The sequence below is a fragment of the Streptomyces sp. SID5910 genome, assembly GCF_009862125.1.
Lineage (GTDB): Bacteria > Actinomycetota > Actinomycetes > Streptomycetales > Streptomycetaceae > Streptomyces.
The window spans coordinates 1-11,223 of sequence record NZ_WWHX01000056.1; the positions used below are offsets into that span (position 1 = coordinate 1).

At 74.0% G+C, this 11,223-nt stretch carries 12 protein-coding genes; 4 read left to right on the forward strand and 8 right to left on the reverse strand.

Going from position 1 to position 11,223, the window contains the following annotated elements; all coding sequences use genetic code 11:
• The 3 genes from GTW67_RS01930 to GTW67_RS01940 all read right to left on the reverse strand — a co-directional run.
• Positions 1 to 946, reverse strand: a 946-nt coding sequence (locus GTW67_RS01930; RefSeq protein WP_346010535.1) for a metallophosphoesterase family protein, incomplete at its 3' end; no start/stop codon positions are given.
• A gap of 89 nt (positions 947 to 1,035) precedes the next feature.
• Entirely contained in the window at positions 1,036 to 1,791 is a 756-nt protein-coding gene (locus tag GTW67_RS01935) for a dienelactone hydrolase family protein (protein ID WP_161163042.1), read from the reverse strand.
• A 68-nt stretch (positions 1,792 to 1,859) separates the two neighbouring features.
• Positions 1,860 to 2,480 carry an L-threonylcarbamoyladenylate synthase gene (locus GTW67_RS01940; protein ID WP_161163043.1) on the reverse strand — a complete coding sequence of 207 codons (621 nt, stop codon included), beginning with the start codon at positions 2,478 to 2,480 and terminating at the stop codon, positions 1,860 to 1,862.
• Between the two features lie 135 nt (positions 2,481 to 2,615).
• On the opposite strand from GTW67_RS01940, the gene GTW67_RS01945 reads away from it, so the two are divergent.
• The gene (locus GTW67_RS01945; protein ID WP_161163044.1) at positions 2,616 to 4,145 is read left to right on the forward strand and encodes a helix-turn-helix domain-containing protein; all 1,530 of its coding nucleotides are present in this window, start codon (positions 2,616 to 2,618) and stop codon (positions 4,143 to 4,145) included.
• 161 nt (positions 4,146 to 4,306) lie between these two features.
• Here GTW67_RS01945 and GTW67_RS01950 read toward each other — a convergent pair whose 3' ends face one another.
• The 3 genes from GTW67_RS01950 to GTW67_RS01960 all read right to left on the reverse strand — a co-directional run bounded on the left by GTW67_RS01950 (position 4,307) and on the right by GTW67_RS01960 (position 6,910).
• Complete coding sequence (locus GTW67_RS01950; RefSeq protein WP_161163045.1) at positions 4,307 to 5,347, reverse strand: NAD(P)-dependent alcohol dehydrogenase; 1,041 nt, start codon at positions 5,345 to 5,347, stop codon at positions 4,307 to 4,309.
• 77 nt (positions 5,348 to 5,424) lie between these two features.
• Positions 5,425 to 6,237, reverse strand: coding sequence for an SDR family NAD(P)-dependent oxidoreductase (locus GTW67_RS01955; protein WP_161163046.1), 813 nt, complete (start codon positions 6,235 to 6,237; stop codon positions 5,425 to 5,427).
• Positions 6,238 to 6,244: 7 nt separating this feature from the next.
• Complete coding sequence (locus tag GTW67_RS01960; protein WP_161163047.1) at positions 6,245 to 6,910, reverse strand: TetR/AcrR family transcriptional regulator; 666 nt, start codon at positions 6,908 to 6,910, stop codon at positions 6,245 to 6,247.
• Positions 6,911 to 7,110: 200 nt separating this feature from the next.
• Here GTW67_RS01960 and GTW67_RS01965 point away from each other — a divergent pair, with 200 nt between their 5' ends.
• Both GTW67_RS01965 and GTW67_RS01970 read left to right on the forward strand, forming a co-directional pair.
• Complete coding sequence (locus GTW67_RS01965) at positions 7,111 to 7,347, forward strand: hypothetical protein (RefSeq protein WP_161163048.1); 237 nt, start codon at positions 7,111 to 7,113, stop codon at positions 7,345 to 7,347.
• 229 nt (positions 7,348 to 7,576) lie between these two features.
• Positions 7,577 to 9,235 carry a catalase gene (locus tag GTW67_RS01970; RefSeq protein ID WP_161163049.1) on the forward strand — a complete coding sequence of 553 codons (1,659 nt, stop codon included), beginning with the start codon at positions 7,577 to 7,579 and terminating at the stop codon, positions 9,233 to 9,235.
• A gap of 46 nt (positions 9,236 to 9,281) precedes the next feature.
• Here the strand turns inward: GTW67_RS01970 and GTW67_RS01975 are convergent, their stop codons facing one another.
• Positions 9,282 to 10,163 carry a fructosamine kinase family protein gene (locus GTW67_RS01975; RefSeq protein ID WP_161163050.1) on the reverse strand — a complete coding sequence of 294 codons (882 nt, stop codon included), beginning with the start codon at positions 10,161 to 10,163 and terminating at the stop codon, positions 9,282 to 9,284.
• Between the two features lie 92 nt (positions 10,164 to 10,255).
• Between GTW67_RS01975 and GTW67_RS01980 the strand changes: the two genes are divergently transcribed.
• The gene (locus tag GTW67_RS01980; protein ID WP_161163051.1) at positions 10,256 to 10,579 is read left to right on the forward strand and encodes a hypothetical protein; all 324 of its coding nucleotides are present in this window, start codon (positions 10,256 to 10,258) and stop codon (positions 10,577 to 10,579) included.
• 27 nt (positions 10,580 to 10,606) lie between these two features.
• On the opposite strand, the gene GTW67_RS01985 is transcribed toward GTW67_RS01980, so the two are convergent.
• Positions 10,607 to 11,223 (reverse strand): ArsB/NhaD family transporter (locus GTW67_RS01985; protein ID WP_272920450.1); only part of this gene is annotated, 617 nt, incomplete at its 5' end.

Below are 11,223 nucleotides of genomic sequence, written 5' to 3' on the forward strand. Positions count from 1 at the left end.
TGCGCTGGTAGTTGTGGATGTCGCCGCCGATCGCCGCGACGTAGCGGTGCGCGGGGTCGCGGACGATGGCGTCGACGGTGCCGCCGCCCTCGATGGCGCACGGGTGGTGCTCGCCGTCCACGTACAGGGGAGACCCGGTGACGAGGATCTTCGGGCGCGGTCCCCGGGACACCTCGCGCAGCCACGCGCCCTGTTCGGCGTCGAGGGTGCCCAGCAGCCCCGTGTCGATGCCGACGATCCGCACCGGGCCGGCGTCGATCGCCCAGTACGGGCCGGGCTGGACGGCCTGCTGGCCGGGCGCGGAGCGCAGCTTGCGGGCCTCGTCCAGCTGCCGGCCGTCGTCCGGGCGGGCCCGGTGCCACAGCCGGGACCGCAGCCACGCCCGGGTGAGGGGGCGTGGGGCGGGCTCGGGCGGCAGCGGCGGGGCGTCGTCGCAGAAGACCCGCATGAAGCCGCCGAGGTCCTCGTACCAGTCGTGGTTGCCGGGTATCGCGTAGATCGGCGCCGGGTAGTCGCGGTACGGGCGGAAGAACTTGGTGCCGTAGTCGTCGGCGCTGCCCACCGGGTAGATCACGTCGCTGGCGAGGACGGCGAACCGGGTGTCCCCGCCCTCCTTCAACAGCCCCGGCACGACCGCGTACTGGGGGTCGTCGCCCTCTCCGGTGTCACCGATGACCAGGAACGAGAACCGGTCCGGGTCGTCGCGCCGCACGACCTTGTCGGCCGGTGCCCCGGCGGCGGCCCGCTGAGCGACCCACCGGCCGCGGGTACGGCCCGTGGGATCGCCGAACAGGGAGGCCAGTACGCCGTTGCGGGCGGCCCACAGCGTTCTCGGGTCCAGCCAGGACAGCTTCTCGGTGCGCTGCGGCATCAGCGCCCGGTAGGCGCCGGGCTCGGCGGAGCCCCAGCCGGCGCCTTCGGCGGAATCACGTGAGGAGTTGGACACCCGGGCACGGTAACAACGCCCGGTCGAGGGGCCGGACGGGGGCGGGCCCGCCAAGTCCGGTCCCGGGCGGGCCTTTTCGGGCGCCCGGGTCAGAACGTCCGCTTCAGCAGGTCGAGCAGCGCGTCCCAGTGGCGCTCCGCCGCCTCCTCGTCGTAGGCGGAGGTGTCGGCCTGGGTGTAGCCGTGCTGCGCTCCCGTGTAGACCTCGCACCGATGGGGCACGCCCGCCTCGGTCAGGGCCGCTTCCAGGCGCTCCTGCTGCGCGGCGGGCATGCCCGGGTCGTGGTCCGCGTGGGCGAAATAGGCCTCGGCGGTCATGCTCCCGGCCACCAGGTGCGGACTGTGCGGGTCCTCCGTCGCCAGGTTCCCGCCGTGGAATCCGGCCACCGCGGCAACCCGGTCCGGGAAGGTGCCGGTGGCGCGCAGGGCGAGCCCGGCGCCCATGCAGTAGCCGACGAGCGCCACCGGACCGTCGGCCGCCTCCGGAGCCCGGGCCAGCCACCCCAGGTAGGCGCCCGCGTCCCGCACCGCCCGGTCGGGGGTGAGCGACTTCATGACCGGACCGAGCCGCCGGAAGATCTCCGGACGCGCCTCGGGGTCGATGAACTCGGGGAGTTCCACGACGGGCGCCCGCCCGCTGCGGTAGAACACGTTGGGCACCAGGACGGTGTACCCGGCGCCGGCCAGCCGGTCCGCCATGGCGCGCAGGGACGGGCGCAGACCGAAGGCGTCCATGTACAGCAGGACCGCGGGGTGCGGTCCCCCGTCGGCCGGGTGGGCCAGGTAGGCGTCTGCGGTGCCGTCGTCGGTGGGAATGCCGACGTCGGCTGTCTCCACGGCGGTCATGGGTGGCTCGCCTCTCTCCGGGGTTCTCGGATTCTCGTGTTCTCGGGGCCGGGCGGACGGTGTGGGCGCTACTCGAACCGCGCCGGGTCGCCGGCGCCCCGGCGCACGATCTCCGCCTCCCCGCCGGAGAAGTCGACGACCGTGGTCGGCTCGGTGCCGCACTCACCGGAGTCGATCACCGCGTCCACCACGTGGTCGAGCCGGTCCTTGATCTCCCAGCCCTGCGTCATCGGCTCCTCCTCGTCGGGCAGCAGGAGGGTGCTGGACAGCAGCGGCTCACCCAGCTCGGCCAGCAGCGCCTGCGTGACGACGTGGTCGGGGATGCGCACGCCGACCGTCTTCTTCTTCGGGTGCTGGAGCATGCGCGGCACCTCCCTCGTCGCGGGCAGGATGAAGGTGTAACTGCCCGGGGTCGACGCCTTGATCGCCCGGAACACGTCGTTGTCGATCTGTACGAACTGGCCGAGCTGCGCGAAGTCCTGGCACACCAGGGTGAAGTGGTGCCGGTTGTCCAGGTGCCGGATCGACCGGATGCGGTCGGTCCCGTCGCGGCTGCCCAGCCGGCAGCCCAGCGCGTAACAGGAGTCCGTCGGGTACGCGATCAGCGCGCCCGCGCGGACACTGTCGGCGATCTGGGCGATGCTGCGCGGCTGGGGGTTGTCGGGGTGCACGTCGAAGTACTTCGCCATTCACCGAGCTTATGCCGCCCGCGGGCCCGGACCGAGCAGGCCCGGTCGCCGCCCGCACGCACCGCGCCGCGGGCGGGCATGCGGTAACGTCGCTGAACTGGGCGAAGACGAGTCGACGACGAGGAGACGGCGGACGTGGCGGGCCGCGAGGACGGGACACGGCAGCGGAACGCGAGGGCCGGCGGGCCCCCGGGATGGGCGGAGGAACTGCTCGACCACCTGCGGCCGGCCGGACGCGACGTACGCAGGGTCGTGGCCTGGCTCGCCCGGGCCGTGGACGCGACCGTCACGCTCCAGGACGGCACCGGCGGCCTCCTGGCCGGGACCCGCACCCCGCTGGACGGCCACCTGATCGCGGACATCACCGCCGGCCGCATCGCCTCCGCCGCCCTGGAGGACTGCGGCCGCCATCTGCGCCTGGTCCGGGTGGAGCGCGCCCACCCGGCACCCGCCGCCGTCCTCGCGGTCACCCGCGACGTCCCGTTCGACCGGCGGGCCGCCGACATCGTCACCCACACCGCCCAGGTCGTGGAACTCCTGCTGGCGGAACACGAGTCCGCCGCCGCCGGACAGCGGCTGCGACGGGCCACCTCCGACCTGCGCCTCGCCATCCTGCAACTGCTGATGGTCGAGGACACCGTCTCCGCGCGCCGCGTGGCCGCCGGCCTCTGGCCCGGCCTCCTCGACACCGACACCGCGTGCGTCTACGTCATGGAGAGCTTCCCCGAGCAACGCGACCGCCTCGCCGAGGAGTGCCTGTCGGCCACGGGGGAACGGGCCCTGGTGGTGCGCTGCCCCGCCATGGACGGGCACGTCATCGTCCTCACCCCCCGCGACGCGACCGGCGAGGCGCTGCGGTCGCTCGTCGGCCGCACCGACGGCGTCTTCCTCGGCGGCAGCGCCCGGCAGAGCCTCGCCCGCACCGCCGTCGCGTACGGGCAGGCCGTCAGCGCGCTGGCCGTGGCCCGCTTCCGGCCCGGGAAGGCGGCCGTGTACGCCGAGCGGACCCGCCCCGAGCGCCTGATGGACCCGGCCGCCCTGGGGGACTGGACGGCCCGCGTCCTGCGCCCCCTCGACGGCCTGCCGCACCACACCCGCGCCGAACTGCTCGCCACCACCCGGCTCGGCCTGGAGTTCACCGCCGTCAACACGGCCAAGGTCCTCGGCGTCAGCCGCAACACGGTCCGCGCCCGCATGGACCGCGTCGAGGGCCTGCTGCGCACCGACTTCGCCGACCTGACCGTGCGCGCCACCGTCCACCTCGCCCTGAACGCCCAGGCCGCTCTCGCGGCGGACGCCGAGAAGAACGCGACCGGGCCCGGCCGTGCCTGCCTCACCGACCTGCTGGCCGGGCCCGCGCTGCACACCTGGGCCGGTGACCTGCTCGGACGGCTGGATCCGGACGCGCGGAACGTGCGCCGCACGCTGCGCACCTGGATCGCCGCCGGCGGCAACGCCGAGCGGGCCGCCCGGCGGCTCGGCGTCCACGCCCAGACCGTGCGGGAGCACGTCCGCAGCGCGGAACCCGTCCTGGAGCGTCAGCTGCTCGCCGCCGGCAGCGATCTGTACGAAGTGGTACTGGCCCACCTGGCCCTGGGAGACCTCGACCGGCCGGACCTGCACGGGACGAAACCGGGCCATCCGGACTCACCTGTGCACGGGTGAGTCCTCCGGGCCCGGCAGCGGGCATCGGGACGATTCACAACCGGCCATCCGTCCACGTACGTTCGACGGGCCGCGGGGGCACGACCGGAACGGGGGACCGGTCGCGCCCCCTGCTGCCGTTCCCCGGTACCGGGCGAGGGCCGGGCGGGCGGCGGGTCCGGTCAGCCGTGCGGGAGGATCACCGCGCGCCCGTCGACCAGGCCCGAGTGCAGCCGCTCGTAGGCGAGCGGGGCGTCGTCCAGGGAGTACGTCTCGGTGTGCACCGACACGGCACCCGAACGGGCCAGGTTCAGCACCTCGATCAGCTCGCTGCGGCTGCCCCAGTAGGGCGCGTTGACCGACACCTCGAAGGGCAGCATCCCGAATCCGACGGGAAGCGACCCGCCGCCGATGCCGACCAGCGTGACGTCGCCCTCGACCGCCGCGACGGCCCCCGCGGTCTTCACGGTGGGCGCCACCCCGACGAAGTCGAACACAGCCTCGGCGCCGAGACCGCCGGTGATCTCGCGCACCGCGTCCGCCGCCTTCGCGTCGGACAGCACCGCCTCGTGCGCGCCCACCTCACGGGCCAGGCGCAGCTTGTCCTCGCTGACGTCGAGGGCGACGACCCGGGCGGACGTCAGGGCGCGCAGCAGCTGGATCGCGACGTGGCCGAGACCGCCGGCGCCGATGACCACCGCCGTCGAGCCGGGCACGAGCTTGGGCAGCGACCGCTTGATCGCGTGGTACGGCGTCAGCCCGGCGTCCGTCAGCGGCACCGCCGCGACCGGGTCGAGCCCGTCCAGCGGGACCAGGTGACGCGGGTCGTCGATCAGCAGGTACTCGGCCATCGAGCCCGGACGGCCGAGGCCCGGCGGACGGATGCCCAGCTCGTCGGCGCGCAGGCAGTAGTTCTCCTTGCCCTCCGCGCACTTGGCGCAGGTGCCGCAGCCCCAGGGGCCGTACACGGCGACCTCGTCGCCCTCCGCGACACCCGTCACCCCGGCGCCCAGCGCCGCGACCGTGCCGACGCCCTCGTGGCCGAGGGTGAGCGGCAGGTCGTACGGGAAGCCCTCGGCGGGCCAGCTCATCACCGCGATGTCGGAGTGGCACACCCCGGCGGCGGTGACCTTCAGCAGCACCTGGCCGGGGCCGGGCTCGGGGTCGGGGACGGTGACCACCTCGGGCGGGGCCCCGATGGTGCGGTACTGCAATGCCTTCATGATCGGACTCCTTCGTTCTGCCCCCGTGACGTCCCCCTGAGATGTCCCCCTGTGATCTCCCCCGTGCGCCGCCCGGATCAGACGGCGGTGTAGGCGCCGTCCACCAGGTGGTAGCTGCCGGCGACGAACGACGCCCGGTCCGACAGCAGGAAGGCGATCAGCTCGGCGACCTCCTCGGAGCGCCCGAGGCGGCCGGCCGGGTGCAGCGCGACCAGGCCGTTGTAGGCGGCCTCGTCCATGGACTTCAGCAGCGGCGTGTCGATGAAGCCGGGACCGACCGCGTTGACGCGGATGCCCTCGGCGGCGTACTCGGCGGCGGCCGCCTTGGTCAGCCCGACCACGCCGTGCTTGGCGGCGACGTAGGCGGGGGAGCCGGCGAAGCCGACGGAGCCGAGGATGGAGGCGACGTTGACGATGGCGCCGCCCCGGCCCGCGGCCCGCAGGGCGGGAAGTTCGTAGCGCATCGAGTAGAAGACGCCGTCGAGGTTGGTGCGCACGACGCGCTGGTAGGCCTCGATGTCGTACTCGCCGGTCGGGGCGCTCGGGCCGCCGATGCCGGCGTTGTTCACGGCGAGGTCCAGGCCGCCGAAGGTGTCGACGGTGAAGCGGACGGCCGCCTCGACGGACTCCGGGCGGGTCACGTCCAGGGTGACGGCGGCCGCGCGGATGCCATCCGCCGTCAGCTCGGCGGCGGCCTTCTCGGCGCCCTCGGCGTTGTGGTCGGCGATGACGACCGCGGCGCCGGCCGCGCCCAGGCGGCGGGCGGTGGCCAGGCCGATGCCGGAGGCGGCGCCGGTGACGAGGGCGGTACGGCCGGCGAACTCGGCGGTGTGGCCGGTGGCGGCGGGGGTGGTGGTGTCCGTGGCGGGGGTGGTGCCGGTGGTGCTCATGGTGCTCTCAGTCTTCTGTGGTGCCGGCGGGGACCGCGGCCGCGGCCTCCGAGGTCAGGGCGTCGTAGGCCCGCTCCACCAGGGCGGCGAGGTCCCGGGCTCCCGGGTCCTCGCCGGTGCCGCGCGCCCACAGGCGCAGGGCGGCGACGAGGACTCCGGCGGCGGCGTCGACGATCGCGGCCGGGCGCACGTCCCGGGCGTCGTCGGTGCCGAGCCGGCCTGCGACGATCCGGATCGACTCCTCCTGGGCGTCGACGCGGATGCGCTGGTAGGCGGCGAACAGGTCGGGCTCGCTGTCCACCAGGGACAGCAGCCGGCGCATCTGGGGACGCACGTGCCAGGCCGGGTCGTCCCGGTCGGCCAGCCAGTCGCGCACCGCCCGGCGATAGGCGACCAGGGGCGGCTCGTCGGCCGGACGCAGGCGCAGCAGTGCGTTGATGCGGTCGCCGTCGCGGCGGACGAAGTCGAGTGCGGCGTCCTCCTTGCCGGCGAAGTGCCGGCTGAACGTGCGGCGCGTGACGTCCGCCCGCTCGGCGATGGCCTCCACCGTGGTCCCCGCCGGCCCCTGCTCCAGGAGCAGGTCGCAGGCGGCGGTGGCCAGCGCGTCGCGGGTCCGCCGCGCCTTGCGCTGCCGCCGGTCCTCGGGGGCGGTGGGGGACTTCGCTGCCTTCATGCCTCCGAGCGTACACCCGGAAATGTCCCAGCGGGACATGTGACCCAGTGGGACATCATGGGGGTGGCGGGGGCGGTGCCCGGTCGGAGCGGGCTTGATGCCGGGCCGGTGGCGCGGTCCGGGCGGCGCCGTGTGCCCCCGCGCGGCCCGGGTACCCGGCCCCGGATCCCGGAACGAACACCTCGCAGAGGAGGCCCCCCATGGCCGGCGGTACGGAGACCGGTGGTGTGACCGGTACGCAGGACAAGGACTACAACCTCATCTGGTACGTCGAGTCGTGCCTGAGCAACGCGCTGCGCCTGGAGACGTACATCCAGGACGCCGAGCGCAACAAGGACACCGAGGTCGCGGAGCTGTTCCGCAAGGCGCAGGCGGACAGCCGCAAGGGAGCCGAACTGGGCAAGGGGCTGCTGCGCGCCCGCCTGAGCGACGGCTGACGCCGCACCCGCCGCCTCCGGGGCCCGGACACCCCCACGACACGACGGTGACCGGGCCCTCGCCCTGTCGCACCGGCCCGCACGACACCGCCGCCGAAGCTGCGCAAACTGGGGTGTGACGGACAGCACGCGCCCGGGTACCCGGGCCGCCCATGTGCGCGGCCGACAGCCGCCTCGCAGCTCAGGGCCGCGTCCGACGGCGGCCACGAGTCGAAGGAGCCCACGAGACATGACGGACGTATCGAGCCAGGGTCCCGCGCCGGGCGACGACCGGAAGGTGCTCACCAACCGGCAGGGACACCCCGTCTACGACAACCAGAACCAGCGCACGGTCGGCGCCCGCGGGCCCGCCACGCTGGAGAACTACCAGTTCCTGGAGAAGATCAGCCACTTCGACCGGGAGCGCATCCCCGAGCGCGTCGTGCACGCCCGCGGCGTGACCGCCTACGGGTACTTCGAGGCCTACGGCGCCTGGGGCGACGAGCCCGTCGACCGCTTCACCCGGGCCAAGCTGTTCCAGGAGCGCGGCAAGCGCACCGACGTCGCCGTCCGCTTCTCCACCGTCATCGGCGGACGCGACTCCGCGGAGACCGCCCGCGACCCCCGCGGCTTCGCCGTCAAGTTCTACACCGAGGACGGCAACTGGGATCTCGTCGGCAACAACCTGGCCGTCTTCTTCATCCGCGACGCGATCAAGTTCCCCGACGTCATCCACGCCCTCAAGCCGGACCCGGTGACCTTCACGCAGCAGCCCCGGCGCATCTTCGACTTCATGTCGCAGACGCCGGAGTGCATGCACATGCTGGTCAACCTGTTCAGCCCCCGCGGCATCCCGGCGGACTACCGCCACCAGCAGGGCTTCGGCGTCAACACCTACAAGTGGGTCAACGCGGCGGGCGAGACCAAGCTCGTCAAGTACCACTGGATGCCCAAGCAGGGCGTGCGCAGCATGACCGAGGAGGACGCGGCCAACGTCCAGGCCAAGGACCTCGGCCACGCCACCAAGGACCTCTACGACGCCGTCACGCGCGGCGACCACCCCGAGTGGGAACTGCTCGTCCAGATGATGGACGACAACGACCACCCGGAGCTCGACTTCGACCCGCTCGACGACACCAAGACCTGGCCCGAGCAGGAGTTCCCGGCGAAGCCGGTCGGCCGGATGGTGCTCGACCGGATGCCCGAGAACTACTTCGCCGAGAACGAGCAGATCTCCTTCGGCACCGGTGTCCTCGTCGACGGCCTGGACTTCTCCGACGACAAGATGCTCGTCGGCCGCACATTCTCCTACAGCGACACCCAGCGCCACCGGGTCGGCCCCAACTACCTCCAGCTGCCCGTGAACCAGGCGAAGCACGCGCAGGTGCGCACCAACCAGCGCGACGGGCAGATGACGTACCACGTCGACGGCGGCGGCGAGAACCCGATCGTCAACTACGAACCGTCGATCACCGGCGGCCTGCGCGAGGCCCAGTACCCGACGCACGACGAGCAGGGCCCGGAGATCCACGGGCGGCTCACCCGCCAGCGGATCCCGCGCACCAACGACTACCTCCAGGCCGGACAGCGCTATCTGCTGCTGGAGGAGTGGGAGCGCGACGACCTCGTGGCGAACTTCGTCGACCTCCTCTCCCAGTGCGACCGGCCGGTGCAGGAGCGCATGGTGTGGCACTTCCTGATGGTCGAGAACGACCTCGGCCTCAGGGTCGGCGAGGGCCTCGGGATCAGCCCGCAGGACGTCCGGCACCTGGAGCCGCTCGCGAGCCAGGACCTCACCGACGAGGACCGCGAGCGCCTGGCCAACCTCGGCAAGAACCCGCCGCGCGACGTGGAGGGCCTGACCATGACCCACTGCGTCCCGAACGAACGGCACGTCGTGACCCGCTGACGCCCGCTGACGACGCGCCCCCTCAGCGCACGGGCCGCCCCGCCTCTCAGCCGGCCAGGGCGGCCCGCGCCGCGGCCACGGCCTGCTCGGCGTAGCCGCGCCCGAACAGCACGGCGTGCACCAGCAGCGGGAACAGCTGGTGCACACCGACGCGGGCGGCCCAGCCGTCGGCGAGCGGCGCCGCCTGCCCGTAGCCGTCCATGATCCGCTCCAGGAGCGGGCAGCCGAACAGGCGCAGCATCGCCAGGTCGGTCTCCCGGTGCCCGCCGTGCGCCGCCGGATCGATCAGCCGGACGTGCCCGTCGGCGCCCCACAGCACATTGCCGTTCCACAGGTCGCCGTGCAGACGCGCCGGCGGCTCGGCGGGCCCGGCCAGCTCCGGCAGCCGCTCGCACACCCGCTCCACGTCGGCCGCCTCCGCGGCACCCACGGTGCCCGCGTCGACCGCGCTGCGCAGATACGGCAGCACCCGGTGCTCGGCGTACCACCTCGGCCAGTCGTCCCCCGTGACGTTGCGCATCGGGGCGAGGCCGATGTACGCCTCCACGGGCCCGCCGGGCGGCGGGGAGCCGAACGCGGGCGCCCCGGCGGCGTGCAGGGCCGCCAGCTCCCGGCCGAACCCGGCCGCCGCCTCCTCGCTCGGCGGTCCCTGCTCGACCCGGTCGGTGACCAGCCAGTCCGCGTCGTCGCCGTGCACCTGAGGGATCCGGACGGCGCCCGCGCCGGCCAGCCAGCGCAGGCCCGCGGCCTCCGCCCGCGCCGCGCCGGTGCCCTCCCCGCGTTTGACCATCACCGTGCGGCCGTCGTCGAGGGCCACTTCGGCGAGCGTCCCGGACAGCCGGCGCTCGGCGGTGACCGTCCGGCCGGTGAGCCGGGCGGCGACGGACGAGGGCGAGGGGGACGGTGAGGGCGGGGGTGTGGCTGACATGGCGGTCAGAGTACGGCCGGGGCGCCGCCGACCCGGTGAAAAACGCCCACGGCGCCGAGGGAAGACCCCGGGAGCGGGGGAGCAGTGGGACTATGACCAGTTCAGCGTTCCACCGCACCATCGTCCTGCCGGCCCCCGTGTGCGAACAGGCCGCACAGCACCTCGAGCACGCGGTCCAGAAGGCCATCGACGGCGCCGCGACCCCCTGGCGCGCGTTCCGCGGTGCCGACGGCGACGACTTCGCGTTCTCCGTCCCGGTGGTCGAGCAGGCCGCCGGCTGCCTGCTGGTGCTGGCCGCCGAGAGCGCCCAGAGCCTGCGGCCCTCCGCCCTGCGCGCCCTGATCACCGTCGCCCTGCATCTGCGGGACGCCGCCGAGGCCGTACGGCGGCCCACCCTCAGCGGCGGGGCGTGGTGAGGGCGGGCACGGGGACCATGGGCGGTGTCACGTGCCGACGAGGCGCAGCATGGCCCACAGCGCGACCGTCGAGACCGCCAGCGTGGCCGGGACGGTGAGCAGGCCCAGCCGGGTGAACCGGCCGAGGTCCGCCTCGACGCCGTGCCGGTGCAGGACCCGCCGCCACAGCAGCGTGGCGAGCGAGCCGACGTAGGTCAGGTTCGGGCCCAGGTTCACGCCGATCAGCACGGCGAGGACGGGACCCGGGCCGGCGGGCGCGGTCAGGGGGAGCAGCGCCAGCACGGCCGGCAGATTGTTGATGACGTTGGCCAGCACCGCGGCGACCGTCGCCACGCCCAGCAGCGCCGCGAGGGACTGGCCGTCGGGCAGCAGGTGCCGCAGTCCCGTGGCCAGGCCGCCCGCCACCACGCCCTGCACCACGATGCCCAGCGCCAGCACGAACAGGCAGAACAGCGGGGCGGCGGCGCCCACCAGCTCCCGGGGGGTGACGTGCCGCCGGTGCAGCGCCCGTGCGCCGAGCACCAGGACCCCGGCCAGTGCCGCCCAGGCGGGGTCCAGGCCGGCGGGGGAGGACACGGCGAATCCGGCCAGGGTGAGGGCCAGGACGATCAGGGGGAAGCGGGGGACCGCGGGTTCCGGGGCGG